Source organism: Baekduia sp. (assembly GCF_035996765.1).
Taxonomy (GTDB): domain Bacteria; phylum Actinomycetota; class Thermoleophilia; order Solirubrobacterales; family Solirubrobacteraceae; genus Baekduia.
The window spans coordinates 1-20,531 of record NZ_DASYJG010000009.1 but is presented as its reverse complement, the minus strand read 5'-3'; the positions used below and the strand labels follow the sequence as shown (position 1 = coordinate 20,531).

Sequence of the window (20,531 nt, the reverse complement as noted above, 5' to 3'; positions counted from 1 at the left end):
GCGAGGGCCGTAGGCCGCGCCGCGGGGCGAGCTACTTGGTGGTCTTGGCGGACTTCGCGTCGGCCGCGGACTCGCGGCGCGCGTCGCCGACGGTCTGGCGGACGACGGCGGCGTCGACGTAGCCGGTGAGCAGCGTCGCCTTGCCGTTGGTGCCGATCACGAGGATCGACGGGGCCGAGAGGATCTGCACGTCGGTGGTGATCGCCTCGTACTTGCCGACGTCCCCGATCGGGATGTAGGCCGAGACGATGTGCTTGGGGTCGGCCGCCGCAGCGCGGTGGACGGCCTTGCGGGCCGCGCGGTCATCCGCGCCGGCGCCGTGGAAGAGGATGACGAGCGTCTTGCCCTTGGTGAGGTACTTGAGCAGACGGTCGGACGGGTCGACGTCGGCGGCCTTGTTGGCGGCGGGCTTCGCGTTGACCGCGGCGGGCGCGGCGACCTTGGTGCCGGTCTTGACGGCGGCGACCGTCTTGGCCTTGGCCGGCGTCGTGCTCTTGACGCCCTTGCTCGCGGCCGGCGTCGCCTTGGCGACCGCGGGCTTGGCGGCAGCCGTGGGCTTGGCAGCGGCAGGCGCTGCGGCGGCGGGCTTGGCGGCAGGCGTCCCGGTGATCGTCGGGGCGCCCCCGGTGGCCTGCTGGATCTTCGCGTTGGTCGCGTCAGAGGTGGCTGACGCGCCCTTGGCCTTGTCGATGGCGCTCGTGAGGCCCTTGACGCCAGGCGCCACGGGCTCCGACTTGGCCGGGGTCACGGCGGCGGGCGTCGGCGCGGCCGTATCGGCGGCGGGCTTTGGCCTGAGCACCGTGAACCACATGCCGGCGAGCAGCACAACGGCCACGAGGGCGATCTGCATGGGGCGACTGACCTGGTCCACACCCGCGTTGTCGACCGCACCCCACCCGAAGTTGAGCCGGTCCACACCAATTGGACGCCCCGCGGGTTGCGCTCCCGCGGGTTTCGCCCCCTGGGCGAACACCCGCCGCGAAGCGAGCCCTCTGGGCGAGCCTTCGCCATAGACTCAACCCCGACGTGCCCGATGAGCGCTTCGCAGAGCACCTGAGCCACCCAATCGGTCGCGGCCACACGCCCGCAGGCTCCTATGCGGGCGTGGCCGGCGGGGCCGCCTGTGGCGATCTCGTCACGATCCGCCTGACGGTCTCGGGCGAGCGCGTGACCGACGCGGGCTTTGAGGCCTCGGGCTGCGGTGCGGCGCTGGCTGCCGGCAGCGCCGCGGTCGAACTGGTCCGCGACGCCTCGATCTTCGACGCCGCGCGCGTGGGGACGGCGGCGATCGCGCAGGAGCTGGGCGGCCTCAGCGTCGGCAAGCTCCATGCGGCCGACCTCGCCGCCGACGCGCTGCACCAGGCGCTCGGCGCCGCGGTCGCCCAGGAGGCTGCCGCGACGCCGTCGGCCGGTCGCACGCTGATCGCGATGTCCGGCGGCGTCGACAGCACGGTCGCCGCCGTCCTGCTCGCCGCCACCCACGAGGAGGTCGTCGCCGTCACGCTCGAGCTCTGGCGTGACCCCGAGAACGACGCCGAGGCCTCGTGCTGCTCGGCCAGCGCCGTGCGCTCGGCGCGGGCGATCGCCCATCGCATGGGCTTGGCGCATTTCACGCTGGATCTGCGCGCCGGCTTTCGCGCCGGCGTCGTCGACCCGTGGCTGGCCGAGCATGCTGAGGGTCTGACGCCCAACCCATGCGTGCGCTGCAACGGCGAGGTCCGCCTCGACGCGATGGTCGACTTCGCCGATCGCCTCGGCGCCGCCACGCTGGCCACCGGCCACTACGCGCGCCGCGCGCCCGACGGCCTGCTGCGCGCCGCCGCCGATGACGCCAAGGACCAGACCTACATGTTGGCCGCGCTGAGCCGCGCGACGCTGCAGCGGCTGCGCTTCCCGCTCGGGGAGCTGACCAAGCCCGAGGTTCGCGCGCTCGCGCGCGAGCACGACCTGCCGGTGGCCAGCAAGCCCGATTCTCAGGACCTCTGCTTCCTGGCCGGCACCGGCCGCGAGCGCTTTCTGGCCCGCCACGGTGGCCTGCGTGAGCGTCCCGGCGCGATCGTCGACCGCGCGGGCCACGAGCTCGGGCGCCATCGCGGCCACTTCCACTACACCGTGGGCCAGCGCCGCGGCCTGGAGGTCGCGGCCGCCGAGCCGCTCTACGTGCTGGCGACCGATGCGCGCTTCAACACCGTGACCGTCGGCCCGCGGACGGCGCTCGACGTCGACCGCGTCGCGCTGCGCGGCGTGCGGCTGCATCGCGACGCGACGGAGGTCGACGGCGTCCGTTTGCGCTACCACGCGAAGATCCTGCCCTGCCGTCTGCAGGACGATGGCACCGTGCTGTTGTCGGAGCCGTTCTCGGCCCCCGCACCGGGCCAGACGGCCGTGCTGCTGGCGGGGGATGTCGTCATCGGATGTGCGACGATCGCAGCGTGACGTCCGACGAGATCCGCGAGTCCTTCCTGTCGTACTTCGAGCAGCGCGACCACAAGCGCCTTCAGAGCGCGTCGCTGGTGCCTGCCTCCTACGATCCGTCGGTCCTGCTGACCACCGCGGGCATGCACCCGCTCAAGCCGTACTTCCAGGGCCTCGAGGCACCGCCGCACCATCGTCTGACCAGCTGCCAGAAGTGCTTTCGCACGCCGGACATCGACGTTGTCGGCACGACGACCCGCCACCTCACGTTCTTCGAGATGCTCGGCAACTTCTCGCTCGGCGATTACTTCAAAGAGGGCGCCGCAGAGTTCGCGTGGGAGTTGTCGCTCAACGGCTTCGGCTTTGACCCTAAGCGCATCTGGGTGACGGTCTTCGAGGGCGATGAGGAGCTCGGCCTCGGCCCCGACGAGGAGGCGATCGCGGTCTGGGAGAAGATCGGCGTCCCGCGTGAGCGCATCGTCCTGTGCCCGCGCTCGGAGAACTTCTGGCAGGCGGGGGAGACCGGGCCCTGCGGGCCGTGCTCGGAGCTCTACTACGACCGCGGCTTGGAGTGGGGCACCGAGGACGACCTGCCCGGCGGCGAGAACGAGCGCTTCCTCGAGTACTGGAACCTGGTCTTCATGCAGTACAACCAGGATCCGGTCGGGACCCTGACGCCGCTGCCCAACCAGAACATCGACACCGGCCTGGGCCTCAACCGCATGGCCTTGATCCAGCAGGGCGTCGACTCGATCTTCGACACCGACCAGTTCGTGCCGTTGATGGAGCTGGGCAGGTCGCTGGCTAGGAACGAGATCGACGAGCGCGCGCTGCGCATCCTCGCCGACCACTCGCGCGGCATGACCTTCATGATCGCGGACGGCGTTGTGCCCTCCAACGAGGACCGCGGCTACGTGCTGCGCCGGCTGATGCGCCGCGCGATCGCCCAAGGCCATCGCCTTGGCTTCGAGGGCGAGTTCCTCCCCAAGTACGTCGACGTCGTGATGGCGACGATGGGCGCCGCCTACCCGGAGCTGGCGCGCGAGCGCGACGCGATCCTGCGCTGGGTCACGGCCGAGGAGCAGGGCTTCGGCCGCACGCTGGAGACCGGTCTGGCGATGCTCGACGAACTGCTCGCGCGCGGTGCGGTCAGCGGCGAGGATGCCTTCAAGCTCCATGACACCTTCGGCTTCCCGATCGACCTCACGGTCGAGATCGCGGGTGAGCGCGAGGTCCCGGTCGACATCGCCGACTTTGACACGCGCATGGAGGAGCAGCGCCTGCGCTCCTCGGCAGGCGCGGGCACCCAGGAGCGCGTCGGGGCCAAGCAGGAGGTCATCCGCCAGCTCTCCGAGGAGCCCACGGAGTTCACCGGCTACGAGCATCTGGAGGAGCGCACGACGGTCGCCGGTGTCCTGGAGCAGGGCGGGCGCATCTTCGTGAAGCTGGGCAGCTCGCCGTTCTACGCCCAAGGCGGCGGGCAGGTTTCCGATACGGGAGTTGTCGAGACCGAGGACGGCGCGTTCCGCGCGACCGTCAACGAGGTGCTGCGCTCCGGCGAGGACCAAGCGGTTGTGCTGGAGGGAGACGGTCCCACTCACCCCTCGCTGAAGGCGGGCGAGAAGGTCGTCGCGCGCGTCGACCGCGCTGCGCGCCAGGCCACGCAAGCCAACCACACCGCCACCCACCTGCTGCACGCCGCGCTGCGCGAGGCGCTCGGCACGCACGTCCGCCAGGCCGGCTCCTACGTCGGGCCCGACAAGCTGCGCTTCGACTTCACCCACGGCACGCGGCTCTCGTCCGAGGAAGTCACCCAGGTCGAGGACCGCGTCAACGGCTGGATCCTGGCCAACGACCCCGTGCGCCCGATCACCACGACGCTCAAGGAGGCCCAGGAGCTCGGGGCGATGGCGCTCTTCGGCGAGAAGTACGGCGACGTCGTGCGGATGGTGCAGATCGGCGGCGGCGAGTACTCCCGCGAGCTTTGCGGCGGCACCCACGTGCGCGCGACGGCCGAGATCGGCGTCTTTCGGATTGTCAGCGAGGGCTCGAGCGCGTCCAACGTGCGCCGGATCGAGGCGGTCACCGGCCCGGAGGCCGTGACGCTGCTGCGCTCCCACGACGCGCTGATCCGCGAGGCGGCGGGCGAGCTGCGCACGTCGCCCGAGCAGGTGCCGGCCAAGGTCGCCGACCTCCAGGCGCAGCTCAAGGCCGCGGCGAAGGCGCACTCGTTCGGATCCAATGGCGCTGTCGACGTCGACGCACTGGCGGGACAGGCCGACGAGCTGTCGGGCGTTCGCGTGTTGACCACGACGGTCGCGGTGCCCGACGCCAAGGCACTGCTCGACGCCACCGACCGCATCAAGAACGTGCTCGGCGACGCGGCGATCGTCCTCGGCGCCGTCACCGATGGCAAGGTCGCGCTGATCGCCTCGGTCGCGCCGTCGCTCGTGGCGCGCGGGATCAAGGCGGGCGAGCTCGTCAAGGTCGCCGCGCAGGTCGTCGGAGGTGGGGGCGGAGGGCGCGACACGATGGCCCAGGCCGGCGGGCGCGATCCCGAGAAGCTCGACGATGCCCTCGCGGCGGCCCGCGCGCACATCGAAAACGCGTTGGCTTCGTGAGACACCGTCCGCAGTTGCTGATTCTCTAGCCTCATGCGCGTGCTGGCGCTGGACTACGGCTCGGCCCGGTGCGGCGTTGCCGTGAGCGACCCTACGGGGACGCTGGCGACGCCCATCGACCACATCGAGCGACCGGGGACCCGCAAGGGCCTGGTCCGCGTCGCCGATCTCGCTCGCGAGCGTGAGGTGGCGCGGATCGTCGTCGGTCTGCCGCTCGGCCTGTCGGGCCGTGACACCGACCAGACGCGCGAGACGCGCGAGTGGGCCGACCGCCTGCGCGAGCGCGTCAAGCCGATTCCGGTCGAGCTCTACGACGAGCGCTTCACCACCGCGATCGCGGCGAAGTCCGGCGACACACGCACCAGCGAGGACTCGCGCGCGGCCGCCGTGCTGCTCGAGGACTGGCTGGCGCTGCACGGAGGAGAGCTGACGTGACGCCGCTGTTCGGAGGCAAGAAGGACGATGGGGGCGCTGCCGAGCGCGCGCGCAGCGCCGCCGAGCGCGAGGTGGCGCGGCTGGAGCGCGAGCGCCGGCGCGCAGAACGCGAGGGGCGCACGCCGCCACCGGTCCCCGAGTCTGAGCCGGCCGCGGTCGAGCCGGAACCCGTCGCGTTCGAGCCGGAACCCGAGGTCTACGAGCCAGAGCCCGTCGCCTACGAGCCTGCACCAGAGCCGGTCTCCGAGCTGCCGGCCGAGCCGGCCTACGAGGCTGCGTTCGAGCCCGTCGCCGAGCCGGCATGGGAGCCCAAGCCCGAACCGGTCACCGTCCCGCCCGAACCGTTCGAGCACGATCACGAGACCGAGCTGCATCCAAAGGTCGAGGCGCCTGCGGGCGTCAAGCGCGTCACCGCGCCCTCGGTCGGCGACCTGCCCCAGGTCGGCGGCCCCCGACCCACGCCGCCCGGACCCGTCCGTGGGCCGGCCGGCCGGCGCACGCGCCGTCGTGACCGTCCCGCCAAGGTCCCGCGCCAGCGCGGCCTCCCGCGCTCGCGGCGCGGCGCTCGCCGCCTGATCCCGCTGCTCTTGCTGCTCCTTGTCGTCGTGGCAGGGTGGTTTGCCTACCGCATCTGGCAGCCCGGCCACGGTGACGGCGATGCCAAGCGCCCGATCGCCGTCGTGATCGCGCCCGGCGCCACCGCCGGGGAGATCGCCGACGAGCTTGCCGACCAGGGCGTCATCGACTCGGCGTTCTACTTCAACATCCGCTCGCGCATCTCGGGCAAGCGCGGTGACTTGAAGGCCGGGCGCTTCACGCTGCAGCGCGACATGAGCTACGGCGCCGCGCTGGACGCGCTGACGCAGAACCCGGCGGCGGCGCCGACGGTCAAGGTCACGATCCCCGAGGGCCGCTCGATCGCCGAGACCGCGGCAATCGTCCGTCAGACCGCGCTGAGCGGCAGCTACCTAAAGGCCGCGCACCGCAACCCGCGCGAGGTCAAGGGCTTCAAGAGCTACGGCGTGCCGCGCGGCACCCGCACGCTGGAGGGCTTCCTCTTTCCGGCGACGTATGAGCTCAAGCGCAAGTCCACCGCCCGCGACCTCACCGCCCAGCAGCTGGCGACCTTCAAGCGCACCTTCGATCCGCTCGATCGCAAGGCCGCCCACCGCAAGAACCTCAGCGACTACGACGTGCTGATCATCGCCTCGATGATCGAGCGCGAGGCGCAGATCGCCAAGGACCGCCGGCTGATCTCGGCCGTCATCTACAACCGCCTGAAGCAGCACATCCCGCTCGGCATCGACGCGACGCTGCGCTACCACCTCAACAACTGGTCGCGGCCGCTCAGGCAGTCCGAGTTGCAGCAGGACTCGGTCTTCAACACGCGGACGCGCCAGGGCCTGCCGCCGACGCCGATCGGCAGCCCCGGGCTCGCCTCGATCCAGGCGGCGCTGAACCCGGCCAAGGTCAATTACCTGTTCTACGTCGTCAAGCCCTGCGGCAATGGCGCGCACGCCTTCTCGTCGACCGACGCCCAGTTCACCAAGGACGTGCAGGCCTACAACCGCAAGCGCGCGCAGCTCGGCGGCAAGGACCCGTCGCACTGCTAGTGGTCTCATGAAGCGCCTCGGGGTCCTGGGCTGGCCGGTCTCCCACAGCCGCTCGCCGCAGATGCACAACGCCGCGCTGGCCCAGCTCGGCCTCAAGGACTGGCACTACCAGCGGCTGCCGGTCCCTCCCGAGGTCTTCGAGGAGACCGTGCGCGGGCTCCCTGCCGCGGGCTTCGTCGGCGCCAACGTCACGATCCCGCACAAGGAGGCGGCGCTCGCGCTGGCCGACGAGGCCACCGACGCCGCCCGCGCGATCGGCGCGGCCAACACGCTGAGCTTCGGGGTCGACGGTGCCATCTCCGCCGCCAACACCGACGCGCCAGGGATCCTGACGGCGCTCGCGGCGATCGACCGAGCGCCGGCCGGCCAGACCGCGCTGGTCCTCGGCGCCGGCGGCTCAGCGCGCGCGGTCGCCTACGCGCTGCGCGAGGCGGGCGCGGCTCGCGTCGCGGTCTGGAACCGATCATCAGACCGCGCTGTCGCGCTGGCCTCCGACCTCGGCGTTGACGCCGTTACTCGGCCGATCACCGCCGACCTGTTGGTCAACTGCACGAGTGTCGGGCTGGCGGACGGGAACTTCAAGGATCTGCCGATCGACGCCGATGCGCTGGGCACATATGCAACCGTGGCGGACCTGGTCTACCGGGCCGGCGGCACCGAGCTGATCGCGACAGCGAGCAGTGCAGGATGCGCGGTGGTCGGTGGCCTCGAGGTCCTCGTCCGCCAGGGTGCGTTGAGCTTTCAGGCCTGGACCGGCCTCCAAGCGCCCATTGACGTGATGCGAGACAGCGCTCGCGGAGCGTTCCCCGACTCCCATGACCCCGGAACCAGCGACTCACCTGACCGCCGTGCCGCCGATCCCCGGCGCCCCGGTCGATGATGTCGTTGCCGGCGCCACCGTCGCGCCACCGTCGGTCGCAGCGTCCGCGGTACCCGCCCCGTCCAACGAACGTCCAGCGGACTGGAACGGCATCACGCCGCCCCGCCGCACCGGCGGCGGCAGCGCCCGCTTCCTGACCGACGTCATCGTCGAGCTCGGCTTCGTCGACCGCCCGCGCGTCGAGCAGGCCGTCGAGGCGGCGCGCGCCACCGGCACCACGCCCGAGGCCGTCCTGCTCGACCAGGGCGCGCTGTCGATGGAGAACCACGCCCGCGCGGTCGCCGAGCGCCACGGCCTCGACCACCTCGACCTGTCGGTCTTCCACATCGACATGTCGGCGGCCAACCTGATCGCCCCGCAGGCGGCCAAGCGCTACGAGGCCGTGCCGGTCTCCTTCGCCGGCGAGCGCGGCCTGCTGATCGCGATGGCCGACCCGGCCAACGTCCTGGCCGTCGACGACATCGCGTTGATGACCGGCTACGAGGTCCGCGTCGCGGTCGCCTCGCGCGAAGACATCGCGACGCTGATCTCGCGCCAGTCGCGCCTGGAGCATGTCGCGGCCACGGCCGAGATCGATCTCAGCAGCGACGAAGACGGCATCGGCGAGATCGTCGACCTGCGCGAGTCGGCCGATGACGCGCCGGTCATCAAGCTCGTCAACCAGATCGTCGCCCAGGCCGCCGAGCAGGGCAGCTCAGACATCCACTTCGAGCCCGAGGACGGCTCGATGCGCGTGCGCTTCCGCATCGACGGCGTGCTGGTCGAGACGATGACCGTGCCGCGACGCATGGTCTCGGGCGTCGTCTCGCGCCTGAAGATCATGAGCGACCTGGACATCGCCGAGCGTCGCCTGCCCCAAGACGGCCGCGTCGGCCTCAGCCTCGACGGCCGCCACATCGACCTGCGCGTGGTGACGCTGCCGTCGGTCCACGGCGAGAACATCGTCATCCGCATCCTGGACAAGTCCAACGTCCAGTTCGACTTCGAGAAGCTCGGCATGGGGGAGAGCGACGCCGCGCGCTTTCAGAAGGCGTTTCACCAGGCCTACGGTGCCGTGCTCGTCACCGGCCCGACGGGCTCGGGCAAGTCCACGTCCTTGTATGCGGCGGTGGGCGAGCTCAACACGCCCGAGAAGAACATCATCACGATCGAGGATCCGGTCGAGTACCAGCTCGAGGGGGTGACCCAGGTCCAGGTCAACAAGAAGGCCGGCCTGACCTTCGCCAACGGCCTGCGCGCGATGATGCGCGCCGACCCCGACATCATCATGGTCGGCGAGATCCGCGACGCCGAGACGGCGAAGATCGCGATCGAGGCCGCGCTGACCGGCCACCTCGTGCTCTCCACGCTGCACACCAACGACGCGCCGACGTCGATCACGCGCCTGGTCGAGATGGGCATCGAGCCGTTCCTGGTGGCCTCGGCGGTGGACTGCGTGATCGCCCAGCGGCTGTGCCGCACGCTCTGCTCGCACTGCAAGCAGCGCACGATCATCTCCTCGGCCGTGCTGCTCGACCACGGCTTCCGCTCGCACGTCGACATCGAGGCCTACGACCCCAAGGGCTGCTCGCGCTGTGGCGGCTCGGGCTACAAGGGGCGGATCGGCCTCTACGAGGTCATGACGATCACCGACGAGATCCGCCGCCTGGCGATCGAGCGCGCGCCGGCCGACCGCATCGCGGAGGTCGCGATGCGCGACGGCATGCGCCGCCTGCGCGACGACGGGCTGGAGAAGGTCCGCCAGGGCCGGACCTCGATCGCCGAGGTCTCGCGCGTTACGGGCACGGGCTAGCGCAGCGGCAGCGCGAGCACCTGGCCCACGGTCGGGATGCCCCAATCGCTGTGGGGCTCCTCGTCGAGGAGCGTGAAGCCGCGGCGGTCATAAAGCCGGCGCGCGCCGACCAGCGGCGCGTTGGTCCACAGCGTCAGGCGGTTGTAGCCGGCGTCGCGGGCAAAGGCGATGCAGGCGTCGATCAACCTGCCGCCCACCCCGAGGCTGCGCGCGAACGGCTCGACGAGCAGCAGGCGCAGCTTCGCGTCGCCCGGCTCATCGCCGCGCACGCAGAGCACGCAGCCCGCCGCGGCGCCCTCGACCTCGGCGACCCACGCGCGCTCGGGCGTCTGCGCGCTCGCGGTGCTCCCCGCCGCGAAGTCGGCGATCACCCGGGCGACGAGCGCCTCGAAGCCAGCACCCCATCCGAACTCCTCGGCATAGAGGACACCATGACGGGCGACGATCCAGCCCAGGTCGCCCGGACCAGGCGCACGCAGGGTCACCTCCGTTTGGTCTGCCGGCACGCCGCCGACGGTACTGCGCCCGTCCATTCCGGCCGGCGCGGCTCAAGAACAGTGGTCCATGCGTCGACCATCGTGGCGATGCGGATCGATTTCGCCCAGCTCCTCCTCGACGTCCTCGAGCGTCGTGCCTCCGACTTGCACATCACGGCGGGATCACATCCCATGATCCGCGTCCGTGGTCGCCTGACGTCGCTGGAGGACTATCCGGTCCTCGACCCGACGGACACCCGCGAGATCATCTACGGGATCCTCAGCAACGATCAGCGCCAGCGGCTTGAGACCGATTGGCAGCTCGACTTCGCCTACGCGATCCCCGGCACGGCTCGCTTCCGCGTCAACGCCTACATGCAGCGTTCGGCGATGGCCGCGGCGTTCCGCCTGATCCCGTCGGTCATCACCAAGATCGACGACCTCGGCCTGCCGCCCGTCGTCCATGACTACTGCAAGAAGCCGCGCGGCCTGGTGCTCGTCACCGGCCCGACGGGCTCGGGCAAGTCCACCTCGCTGGCCGCGATGATCGACGAGATCAACGAGACCCGCGAGGAGCACATCCTCACGATCGAGGACCCGATCGAGTTCCTGCACTCCCACAAGAAGTGCATGGTCAACCAGCGTGAGCTGGGCTCCGACGCGCAGGGCTTCGGGCTTGCGCTCAAGGGCGCGCTGCGCCAGGACCCCGACGTCATCCTCGTCGGCGAGATGAGGGACCTGGAGACGATCTCCACCGCGCTGACCGCGGCGGAGACCGGCCACCTCGTCTTCGCAACGCTGCATACCCAGAGCGCGCCGCAGACGGTCGACCGCATCATCGACGTCTTCCCCAGCCACCAGCAGGATCAGGTCCGCACGCAGCTGTCGGTCGCCCTGCAGGGCGTCATGACCCAGACGCTGATCCCGTCGGCCGACGGCGCCTCGCGCGTCGTGGCCTGCGAGACGCTGGTGCCGACCCCCGCGGTCCGCAACCTGATCCGCGAGGGCAAGACCCACCAGATCCTCTCGGCGATGCAGACCGGCGGCGGCGTCGGCATGCAGACCCTGGACACCGCGCTCGCCGCGCTCGTCCGCGCCGGGCGCATCACCCAGCGCCAGGCCGAGCAGCGGTCCTCCACGCCGGAGGAGCTCAAGCGGCTCTCCAGCGGCCTCGGCGGATTGCAGGCGGCATAGGCCATGTCCACCTACGTCTTCAAGGCGATGGACCTCACGGGCGCGAAGGCGTCCGGAGAGGTGGAGGCCGAGAGCAAGCAGGTCGTCTCCGACCAGCTCAAGCAGCGCGGGCTGATCGTCCTCGACATCGCCGACAAGCACGCCTCCAAAGAGCTGGCGATCCCGTTCTTCAACCGGATCAAGCCCGCCGACCTGACGATCATGACCCGCCAGCTGGCGACCATGGTCAACAGCGGCATGACGATCCTGCGGGCGCTCTACGTGCTCGAGGCGCAGACCGAGAACGACAAGTTGGTCGAGGCGATCTCGCTCGTCCGCAAGGACGTCGAGGCCGGCCTGCCGCTGTCTGACGCGCTGGAGCGCCACCCCAAGGTCTTCAACCAGCTGTTCGTCGCCATGACCCGCGCCGGTGAGACCGGCGGCGTCCTGGACTCCGCGCTGATGCGCGTCGCCGACCAGCTCGAGGCTGCCGACTCGCTGCGCCGTCAAGTCAAGGCCGCGATGGCCTACCCGATGGTCGTCATGGTCTTCGCGTTCAGCGTGCTGATCGCGCTCGTCGTCTTCCTCGTGCCGGTCTTCGTCGGCACGTTCAAGCAGTTCGGCGGCGACCTCCCGACCATCACCAAGTTCACCGTCGGGCTCTCCAACGCGATCACCGGCTACTGGTACGCCTTCATCATCGGCGGCTTCGCCGCGAGTTGGGGCTTCAAGAAGTGGAAGGCCACCGACGGCGGCCGCAAGCTGTGGGACACCTTCAAGCTGCGCATCCCGATGAAGATCGGCGACATCGTGCAGAAGATCGCGCTCGCCCGTTGGTCGCGCACGCTGTCGGCGCTCGTCAGCGCCGGCGTGCCGCTCATGTCGGCCCTGGAGATCACGGGCCAGACCGCGGGCAACTGGTGCGTCGAGAAGGCGATGGCCGACGTCATCGACAGCGTCCGCCAGGGCGGCACGATCGCCGAGCCGCTCAAGAACGCCCCGGTCTTCCCCGGCATGGTGTCGCACATGATCGGCGTCGGCGAGGAAACCGGCGCGATGGACACCATGTTGTCCAAGATCGCGGACTTCTACGAGGACCAGGTTGGCGCCGCCGTCAAGCAGCTGGCCTCCATCCTCGAGCCGGTGATGATCGTCCTGGTCGGCGGCATGGTGGGCTTCATCGTCATCTCCATGTACATGCCGCTCTTCAAGGTCTACGACGCGATCAAGTAACGCCCTTACGGGCAGGGAGGCGCGCGCTGCGCGCCAACAGCAACGACGACGGGCGCCTGGGAGGGCGCCCGTCGTCGTTGTGGCAACCCCGATCCGGCGCCATCTTGCGAGACTGCCGGGCGTGCGTCGGCCGATCGGCATTCTCGCGGGCAGTGCCGCGACTCTCGGGGCGGTCTTCGCGCTGTCGGCGTGTGGTCAGACCGACGACACGCTGAACTTCGGCGCCTTCACCGATTGCGCGAAGGTCGGGCGGCCGGTCGTGACCGACGATCCGGCCGGCGACCAGCGCACGAGCAAGGGCGTCAAGGCCAGCGCCGAGCCCAAGGGCGACCTGCTGCATCTGCGCGTGGCCAAGAGCCCGACGCAGCTGTGCGCGGAGTTCACCGCCGACGCGCCGATCCGGCCCTACGTCGCGTTCGTGCTGACGATGCGCCCGCAGGCTGCCGACGCGCCCGTGGTCCAACTGGAGGCCAGCGTCCTGGCCGGCCAAGCGCCCGAGGTCCTGCTCGACAGCACCGGCACCGGCCAGCACTTCCACAAGATCAAGGCGACGGTCGGCATCAGCGGCCACCGCCTCTCGATCCTGGTCGCGCGTGAGCCGTTTGACCAGCGCGGCGTCGGCGCGATCTTCCGCTCCTTCCGCTTCCAGGCCCGCAGCGCGGTCGCGGCGCCGGACGCGGGCCGGCTGACCGATTGCATGCCCGTCTGCGAATAGCGCGCCGCTGCGCAATTGGTGCACGTTCGGTCCTCGCGGCGCTCGAAAACCTGTGCAAGAAGGATTGCCGGACCTCAGGTTGCTTGACAAGGCGGCCGACCATCGTGTTGTGGAGCAGCAGCACGCAGACATCAGCGTTGCCCCGAGGTCCTGGCTCTGCCCGGAGCCCGCGGATCGTGTCCGTGCTGTTGACATGGAGGAGCGGCTGAGGCCGTTTCGCCGGGCGTCGTTCATCGTGCTCGCGATCGCGCTGCTGCTCTGCGGCCATTGGGTCGGCTGGTGGGAGCTGCTGCCGCTCGCCGTCGCCGTGGTGGGCTTCTTGATCGTCGATCGCTCGTTGGCCACCGCGGCGCGACCCGAGTTCACGATCGCCGCGGCGTGGCTGATCTCAGAGCTCGCCATCGCTGGCAGCATCGCCCTGACCGGCGGCCCGCGCAGCCCGGCCGTGGCCTGGCTGGTCATCCCGCTCGTCACGCTGCCGGCCCGCTTCAACAGCCGCGCGGTCGCCGTCGGCGTCGGGGTCGTCACGCTCTTGCTGCTGGCGACGACCTTCGGGGTCGATACGCCCTACATCATCGACCACCCACAGTCGATCATCGCGCCGATAGCCCTGATCGGCGCCGTCGCGCTGCTCTCCTCGGCGTTGATGAAGTCCGACCTCGAGCACCGCAGCTCATCGGTCATCGATCCGTTGACGGGGATGTTGAACCGCAACGCGCTGCAGACGCGCATCGCCGAGCTGGTCCAGCAGGCCGCCATCCTGCGTGAGCCGGTCGCGCTGATCGTCGGCGACTTGGACAACTTCAAGGCCATCAACGATGGCCATGGCCACGCTGCCGGCGACGTCGTGCTCAAGGACGTGGCCTACCGGATGCGCAAGGCCTTGCGCGCCTACGACCTCGCCTACCGCCTCGGCGGCGAGGAGTTCCTCATCATCCTGCCGGGTGCCGACAGCATCCAGGCGACCGCGGTCGCCGAGACGCTGCGCAGCGCCATCGGCAACGAGCCGATCGCCGGGCTGATGGTCACGATCTCCTTCGGCGTCAGCGCCTCGGAGCCGGGCGAGTTCGCCTACGACGACATCTTCGCCGAGGCCGATCTCGCGCTCTACCGCTCAAAGCAGGACGGCCGCAACCGCGTGCGCGTCAGCACCGACCCACCTACCCATGAGCGTCCGGTGGCCGCCGAGCTGCCGCTCGTGGCCTAGCTGCTGCGCCGCCGCGCTACTCGCTGATCTCGAGCCGCTTGTCGGTGCCGACGCGCAGCGCGCGCCGCCCGGCAAACAGCTCCAGCAGCTCGATGCCGACGACCTCGCGCCGCCAGCCCTGCAGCGTGCGCACGTCGGGCTCGCCGCCGCCCTCGCGGACCGACGTGACGATCTTCTGCAGGTCCGCGCGCGCCGCGATCAACTCATAGGCCAGCTCGGACTCCATCGCCCTGGTACGCACGAGCGCCTCGCCGAGGGCGATCAGCGGCGCGTCCTCGGCGTCGGGTTGGGTGGGGCGGACGCCCTCGACGGCGATCGGCTCGCGCTCCCGCCCGCGGGCGACCGCCTCGACGATCGCCTTGCCACGACGGTGCAGCGTCGCGTCGTTGAGGCCACGGATCTGGCGCAGGCGGTCGACGCTTTGGGGACGGCGCTTGGCGATCTCGATCAGCGCCGCGTCGTGCAGGATGCTCGACACCGGCCGGTCGCCCTCGCGTGCGGCCTCCTCGCGCCACTGCACCAGCTCGCGCGCGACCGCGCGCTGGGGCGGGTCGAGCGAGTTGACGCGCGGCAGCTTGCCGAAGACGACGTCGAGATCGCGCTTGTCGTCGATCGCCTCGAAGGCCCGGCACTCCTCGCGGGCCCACTCGAGGCGGTCGAGCTCGGTGAGCCGGTCTTGCAGCGCGCTCGCCAGCTGCAGCAGGTGCAGGACGTCCTCGCGGGCGTAGCCGAGCTGCTCCTCGGTCAGCGGCCGGTCGTCCCAGCGCGTGAAGGATGCGGACTTGCGCAGCTTGACGCCGAGCATCTCCTTCAACAACGGCTCGTAGCCCAGCTGGGCGCGCATGCCGGCAAAGCCGGCGGCGACCTGCGTGTCGAAGACGTTGCGCACCGGGGCGCCCCAGTCGCGGCGCAGCAGCGCCACATCCTGGCGGGCGGCGTGCAGGACGATCTCGATCTCGGGGGCGGCCAGCACCTCGGCCAGCGGCGCCGGGTCGTACTCCTCGGTCAGCGGGTCGAGAACGATGACCTCGGAGCCGCCTTCGCCATCGTCGAGGGCGATCTGGGCAAGGCAGAGCAGGGGCTGATAGCGGCCCTCGCCCATGAACTCCGTGTCGATGCCGAGGCGCCCGGTCTCTCGGGCACGTGCGGCGATGTCTGCGGTCGACCACGACATGGGCGCGCACGCTATCCGCATTCACACCGTGGGGCGGCGCGGGCGGGGCCCTGAGGGGTCAGACCCCGGGCAGGGGACCGGACGGCGGCGCGGCGAAGCGATCGGCGTCGAAGCGGGCGACGAGCTCGGCGGGGGAGGGCCGTTCGCCCGGCGCGGCCAGGCCGATCGAGGCGGCCAGGTGGGCGCGCACGTCGGCGGCGCTCTCACCCTGGTCGATGCGATCGGCGAGGGTGACCGCGCCATGGCGTTTGGCCAGGCGGGCGCCGTCGTGGCCGAGCACGAGCGGCACGTGGGCAAACGATGGGGCGGTGAGCTCCAGACGTGCGGCGAGCCAGAGCTGACGCGGGGTGGAGTCGAGCAGGTCGTCGCCGCGGACAACCTCGCCGACGGCTTGGGCGCCGTCGTCGACGACGACGGCCAAGTTGTAGGCGAACGCTCCGTCGTTGCGGCGCACGACGAAGTCGTCGACCACGCCTTGCTGTGGGCCGTGCAGGCGATCGACGAACGTGATCAGTGCGTCCCGGGCGTCGACGCGCAGCGCGGGCGGTCGCCCGGAGGCTTCGCGCTCGGCGCGCTGCGCGGTCGTCAGTCGCCGGCAGGTGCCGGGATAGTGGCCCTCGGGCAGCGGACCGTGCGGTGCTGAGGCCGCCTCGCGGATCTCCGCTCGCGTGCACCAGCACGGATAGAGCGCGCCATCGGCGGCGAGCTGCTCCAAGGCCGCACCGAAGAGCTCCAGCCGCTCGGACTGGCGCACGACCGGACCGTCCCAGTCCAGCCCGATCGCCGCGAGATCGGCGAGCTGCTCGGTCTCGAAGTGCGGGCGCACCCGGCCGGTGTCGAGATCCTCGACGCGCAGGAGAAACGGCGCGCCCTGGGCGCGGGCGTAGAGCCACGCCAGGAGCGCGGTGCGCAGGTTGCCGAGGTGCAGCGTCCCGGTCGGCGACGGCGCGAAGCGCCCGGTCCGGTTCGGTGTCGGGCTCAGCCGAAGACCTCGGCGAAGCCGTCGCGCCAAGGGCGCGGCGCCCAGTTCAAGGCGGCGCGCGCCCGGCCGTTGGCGTTGCCCGGCAGCGTCGTGGAGTAATAGACCAGGGCGTCGCCGGCCAGCCGCCGCGCCAGCCACGCAGGCACCTTGCGTGGTGCCTTGGCCCCAAGCAGCCGCGCGGCCTCGGGGACCCACTCACGCGAGGTGGCGGGCGTGTCGTCGGTGATGTTGTAGACGCCCGGCGTGCCATGGTCCAGCGCGCGCACGGTGGCCGTGACGGCGTCGTCAAGGTGGACGAACGACATACGTCCTTCGCCGCTGCCGATGATCGGATAGCGCCGCTTGCGGATCAGCTCGCCCATGGTGCCGTCCTTGGCATACCACGTGCCCGGCCCGTAATAGAAGCCGTAGCGCAGCACGAGCCCCTCGATGCCGGCCGCGCCGGCGGTCGCCGCCTCGAGGTCACGCACGGCCGCGACGTTGTCGCGGAACTGCTCGGGCGCATCGAGGTACAGCGGTGCGTCTTCGTCGTGGACGGGGCGGCCGTCGGGACGGGTGACGAACGCGATGCTCTGCACCACCGCGCGGCGCGCGCCGGCCTCAGTCGCGGCCGACAGCAGCGTCGGGACCGTCTCGCGGCGCAGGCGGTTGGTCAATGCCAGCGCCGCGGCCATGAGCTTGGGGTCGGCTTGGGCCGGGAGCGCGGTCAGCTGGTGGATGACGACCTCGGGCTCGGCCGCCAGGACTGCGGCACGCAGTGCCGCGGCGTCGAAGGCGTCGAGGACGGCCGCCTCGGCGCCCTGGGCGCGCAGCGTCCGCGCGCGGGCCTCGTCGCGCGTCGTGCCGACCACCGTGTGGCCTTCGGCGAGAAGACGAGCGACCAGCGGATGTCCGACCGCGCCTGCGGCGCCCGCCAGGAAGACCCTCATCGGACGCCTCGCGCGTCGTCGTCGCGGGCCGCGACGCGATAGAGGCCGCCGAGCAGCAGCCCGCCGATCGCGAGCGTGGCGAGATCGAAGGGGCCGATCCACGACGGGTCGGCGTTGCCGACGTCGACGAGGTGGTTGACGGCGTGCAGCGCGAACTGCAGGCCGACGAGCGCCAGCGCCGGCGCGCGCCACGACGGGCGGCCGGCGGCGACCGCCAGCACGATCGCCGACGCGAGGTAGAAGGCGGCCATGTCGCGCAGGTCGTGTTCGTTGCGTGGGCCGAAATCGGCGATCGCGCTATAGAAGGCGCCCGGCGTGAACGCCATCAGGAGGCCGGTGACCAGCTGGACGCCGGCGACCGCCAACACGCCGGCGCGCAGGGCCGTCGCACGCGCTGCGGGGGTGGGGACGATGTGCTGCATAGGCGCGACGCTACTGCGCCGCCGGTCCGCCCGACAGGACCACTACGGCGCCATCGCACCGGACCGGTTGCAGGGGTCGTGGACCGGGCGGACCGGTCACCGGGGCGGCAAGCCGCTACGCTCGCGGCGTCGTGAGCGCTGACGAAGAGACCCCCGAGACCGCTGAGCCCGTGCCGTGCACTGTGTGCCGCGGCACCGGCACGCTGATCTCCAACCTCGGCGGTTCGCCGTCCAACGTGGACTGCGCCTGGTGCGAAGGCACCGGCGTGTTCCTTCCCGACCACGACGCCCAGGCGGCCCGCAAGGCTGCCGCCGAGCAGCAGGCCAGCGGCGCCAGCGCCGCGAACTAACTCGCCAGCGCCAGGCGCGGCGGGAGCGCGACGACATCGTCGCCGTCGCGCTCGTGGTCCTCGGCGCCCGCGGCAGCCGCGGGCGGCAGGTAGGCGGCGAACAGCGCCACGAAGATCAGCGGCGTGCACCACATCAGGTAGAAGTAGAACCAGTGGCCGGCCGGCAGCTGCAGGGCGATCAGCACGGCGGCGGCCAGCGCGGAGACCTCGACGATCGTCCGTCGCCCCGGGATCACCGCGACGGCGACCGCGAGCAGGACACTCAACGCCTCGAGCGCGGTCTGCGTCCAGCCGATGTTCGTGGAGATCGCCCACAGCGACCAATCCGGCGGACGGCTCAACTGGTAGCCCATCGTGCACGCCCACAGCTCGTGCAGGCCGCCCGCGGGCATGTAGACGAGCAGCGAGAACGCGGCGACGCCGAGGCATCCCGCGGCGACCGCGAGCGCGCTTTGGCGCCCGTCGCCGTCACGGCCGCGCAGGTACAGCAACAGCAGTCCGCCAGGCGAGAACTTCGCCGCGACGGCCAGGCCGAGCATCGCCCCGCGCGCCAGCGGGCGGCCGAAGACCAGCAGCGACCCGACGATCAGCAGCGCGACGAGGCCGTCGTTGGTGTTCTCCATCACGCCCAGCAGCGTGAAGGGGAACGCCGCCCACGCCCACGCGAGCGCCAGGCCGAGGCGCCGGCCCTCCGGTCCCGCCCGCAGCCGCATGCCGAGCAGCAGCAGCGCGGCGATCGTCAGCAGATCGAAGGCCACGGTCGCGGCGTGCGCCGCCGGCACCTTCGCGCCCTCGCCGACCCACGGGAACGCGAGCTCGAACGGGATGTAGGCCAGGTAGTTGACCGGCCCGTAGGTGTCGCCATGGGTGTCGTTGTCGACGTAGAGCTCCTGCTTGTGCGCGATCCGGTCGGCGCCGACCACCGACGAGTAGCCGATGTCCATGACGCGATCGCTGGTCACGTTGAGCGCCACGCGCGCGCCGCACAGCGCGATCACGCCGACCGCCAGGACGACGGTCGGAAGCAGTGGCACGAGGCGGCCGTGGCGCGGGCGCGGCCGCAGGCCCACGATGAGCATGCGGACCAGCAGGTAGACGAGCGGCGGGTAGACGGCCAGCACCGCCGCGTTGGAGCGCACCGTCTCGAACAGCGCGTAGGAGATCCCGAAGGACGACAGCACGAGCAGGTCGAGGTGCAGCATCCGGCGCCAGCGGCGCGGATCCACGAACGGCACCAGGAACAGGACGCCGAACACGAGCCACACCCACGGTCGGTCGAACGTCGGGTTGAAGTGCCCGCGGGCCATGTAGGAGTTGGCGGCCACGCCCGTCCACGTGTGCAGCAGGCGGCCGTCGTAGCCGATGTCCACGACGGCCAGCGAGTGCGACCCCTCCATCACGTCGACCTCCCAGCGCCAGCCGGCGAAGACGGCGACTTCGACGCGCGCGTCGTGGTGCGCGGCGCGCAGCTTGCGCACCTGCGGCTGGGCGTCGGCGATGGCGATGGCCTGACGGCCCGTCGTCTTGAAGCCGGGAGGCGGCACATCGAGGCTCGGCGGTGGGGTGAGCGGGACGCCGACCGACCGGTGATCGAGCTCTCCCGCGCGCGCAGCCGCGGGAAGCACGAGGACGACGAGGCCGAGTAGCAGGCCGAGGAGGGAAAGACGCCGCATGCCCAGCAGATCGGCGCCCCGGGCGTGAGCTTGAGCCTGTGCCCCTGGCACAGACCGACGGCCCCTCTGGGGTGTTGACCGTAGAACAGAAGTCCAGAGATCGGACACTCGTGCGCAAGCCAAGGCGCAACCGGCCGATCACTCCGACTGTGCGGTGACGGACCACCGGGCAACTGACGGGGCTTGCTGCAAAGACCTAAACCCCGGACGGAAACCGCAGGGACGTCGGCCCTCCGCACGAGAAGGCCAAACCTAGATCTCACAGGAGGGATCGTCTTGCTTCAGCGTTTCAAGAACGAGGATGAGGGCTTTACGCTCATCGAGCTCCTCGTCGTCATCCTGATCATCGGCATCCTTGCCGCGATCGCTCTGCCGAGCTTCCTCGGTCAGCAGAAGAAGGCCCAGGACTCCTCGGCCAAGTCGGACGCGCGTAACGCCATC

The 20,531-nt window shown here is 71.0% G+C and carries 19 protein-coding genes; 12 read left to right on the top strand and 7 right to left on the bottom strand.

Going from position 1 to position 20,531, the window contains the following annotated elements:
• Window positions 1-31: 31 nt before the first annotated feature.
• Window positions 32-850: a hypothetical protein gene (locus VGO10_RS01495; protein WP_327464413.1), complete on the bottom strand. Its 819-nt coding sequence runs from the start codon at window positions 848-850 to the stop codon at window positions 32-34.
• A gap of 176 nt (window positions 851-1,026) precedes the next feature.
• Here VGO10_RS01495 and mnmA point away from each other — a divergent pair, with 176 nt between their 5' ends.
• From mnmA to VGO10_RS01465, 6 genes are read left to right on the top strand one after another with little or no spacing between them, the layout of a single operon-like run.
• Window positions 1,027-2,436: a tRNA 2-thiouridine(34) synthase MnmA gene (gene mnmA / locus VGO10_RS01490; protein WP_327464411.1), complete on the top strand. Its 1,410-nt coding sequence runs from the start codon at window positions 1,027-1,029 to the stop codon at window positions 2,434-2,436.
• Window positions 2,433-5,036 (top strand): alanine--tRNA ligase, encoded by a 2,604-nt coding sequence (gene alaS, locus VGO10_RS01485; RefSeq protein WP_327464409.1) that lies wholly within the window; start codon window positions 2,433-2,435, stop codon window positions 5,034-5,036. The genes mnmA and alaS overlap by 4 nt, the downstream gene beginning before the upstream one ends.
• Window positions 5,037-5,069: 33 nt before the next feature.
• Window positions 5,070-5,471 carry a Holliday junction resolvase RuvX gene (ruvX, locus tag VGO10_RS01480; RefSeq protein ID WP_327464407.1) on the top strand — a complete coding sequence of 134 codons (402 nt, stop codon included), beginning with the start codon at window positions 5,070-5,072 and terminating at the stop codon, window positions 5,469-5,471.
• Window positions 5,468-7,084 carry an endolytic transglycosylase MltG gene (gene mltG / locus VGO10_RS01475; protein WP_327464405.1) on the top strand — a complete coding sequence of 539 codons (1,617 nt, stop codon included), beginning with the start codon at window positions 5,468-5,470 and terminating at the stop codon, window positions 7,082-7,084. The genes ruvX and mltG overlap by 4 nt, the downstream gene beginning before the upstream one ends.
• A gap of 7 nt (window positions 7,085-7,091) precedes the next feature.
• Window positions 7,092-7,964, top strand: coding sequence for a shikimate dehydrogenase (gene aroE / locus VGO10_RS01470; RefSeq protein WP_327464403.1), 873 nt, complete (start codon window positions 7,092-7,094; stop codon window positions 7,962-7,964).
• Window positions 7,933-9,756: a GspE/PulE family protein gene (locus tag VGO10_RS01465; protein WP_327464401.1), complete on the top strand. Its 1,824-nt coding sequence runs from the start codon at window positions 7,933-7,935 to the stop codon at window positions 9,754-9,756. Before aroE ends, VGO10_RS01465 begins: the two co-directional genes overlap by 32 nt.
• On the opposite strand, the gene VGO10_RS01460 is transcribed toward VGO10_RS01465, so the two are convergent.
• Window positions 9,753-10,262 (bottom strand): GNAT family N-acetyltransferase, encoded by a 510-nt coding sequence (locus tag VGO10_RS01460; protein WP_327464399.1) that lies wholly within the window; start codon window positions 10,260-10,262, stop codon window positions 9,753-9,755. The genes VGO10_RS01465 and VGO10_RS01460 overlap by 4 nt on opposite strands.
• A 78-nt stretch (window positions 10,263-10,340) precedes the next feature.
• Between VGO10_RS01460 and VGO10_RS01455 the strand changes: the two genes are divergently transcribed.
• The 4 genes from VGO10_RS01455 (at window position 10,341) to VGO10_RS01440 (ending at window position 14,560) form a co-directional block, all read left to right on the top strand.
• A complete protein-coding gene (locus VGO10_RS01455) occupies window positions 10,341-11,426 on the top strand; it encodes a type IV pilus twitching motility protein PilT (protein ID WP_327464397.1) in 1,086 nt (361 codons plus the stop codon).
• Window positions 11,427-11,429: 3 nt separating this feature from the next.
• Window positions 11,430-12,638: a type II secretion system F family protein gene (locus VGO10_RS01450; RefSeq protein ID WP_327464395.1), complete on the top strand. Its 1,209-nt coding sequence runs from the start codon at window positions 11,430-11,432 to the stop codon at window positions 12,636-12,638.
• Between the two features lie 121 nt (window positions 12,639-12,759).
• A complete protein-coding gene (locus VGO10_RS01445) occupies window positions 12,760-13,353 on the top strand; it encodes a hypothetical protein (protein WP_327464393.1) in 594 nt (197 codons plus the stop codon).
• Between the two features lie 193 nt (window positions 13,354-13,546).
• On the top strand, window positions 13,547-14,560 hold the full coding sequence (locus VGO10_RS01440) for a GGDEF domain-containing protein (protein WP_327464391.1): 1,014 nt from the start codon (window positions 13,547-13,549) through the stop codon (window positions 14,558-14,560).
• Window positions 14,561-14,576: 16 nt separating this feature from the next.
• Here VGO10_RS01440 and VGO10_RS01435 read toward each other — a convergent pair whose 3' ends face one another.
• Genes VGO10_RS01435 through VGO10_RS01420 form a run of 4 tightly spaced genes read right to left on the bottom strand, consistent with a single transcriptional unit; the run spans window position 14,577 to window position 18,067 of the window.
• Window positions 14,577-15,734, bottom strand: a complete 1,158-nt coding sequence (locus VGO10_RS01435) for a ribonuclease D (RefSeq protein WP_327464389.1) — start codon at window positions 15,732-15,734, stop codon at window positions 14,577-14,579.
• A 58-nt stretch (window positions 15,735-15,792) separates the two neighbouring features.
• Window positions 15,793-16,746 (bottom strand): tRNA glutamyl-Q(34) synthetase GluQRS, encoded by a 954-nt coding sequence (gluQRS, locus tag VGO10_RS01430; protein WP_327464387.1) that lies wholly within the window; start codon window positions 16,744-16,746, stop codon window positions 15,793-15,795.
• A complete protein-coding gene (locus VGO10_RS01425; protein WP_327464385.1) occupies window positions 16,713-17,645 on the bottom strand; it encodes an NAD(P)-dependent oxidoreductase in 933 nt (310 codons plus the stop codon). The genes gluQRS and VGO10_RS01425 overlap by 34 nt, the downstream gene beginning before the upstream one ends.
• Window positions 17,642-18,067 carry a hypothetical protein gene (locus VGO10_RS01420; RefSeq protein ID WP_327464383.1) on the bottom strand — a complete coding sequence of 142 codons (426 nt, stop codon included), beginning with the start codon at window positions 18,065-18,067 and terminating at the stop codon, window positions 17,642-17,644. Before VGO10_RS01420 ends, VGO10_RS01425 begins: the two co-directional genes overlap by 4 nt.
• A 131-nt stretch (window positions 18,068-18,198) precedes the next feature.
• Between VGO10_RS01420 and VGO10_RS01415 the strand changes: the two genes are divergently transcribed.
• Window positions 18,199-18,417, top strand: coding sequence for a hypothetical protein (locus tag VGO10_RS01415; RefSeq protein ID WP_327464381.1), 219 nt, complete (start codon window positions 18,199-18,201; stop codon window positions 18,415-18,417).
• Here VGO10_RS01415 and VGO10_RS01410 read toward each other — a convergent pair.
• Window positions 18,414-20,090, bottom strand: coding sequence for a glycosyltransferase 87 family protein (locus tag VGO10_RS01410; protein WP_327464379.1), 1,677 nt, complete (start codon window positions 20,088-20,090; stop codon window positions 18,414-18,416). The two genes, VGO10_RS01415 and VGO10_RS01410, sit on opposite strands and share 4 nt — an antisense overlap.
• Before the next feature lie 270 nt (window positions 20,091-20,360).
• Between VGO10_RS01410 and VGO10_RS21710 the strand changes: the two genes are divergently transcribed.
• Window positions 20,361-20,531 (top strand): prepilin-type N-terminal cleavage/methylation domain-containing protein (locus tag VGO10_RS21710; RefSeq protein WP_349258908.1); only part of this gene is annotated, 171 nt, incomplete at its 3' end.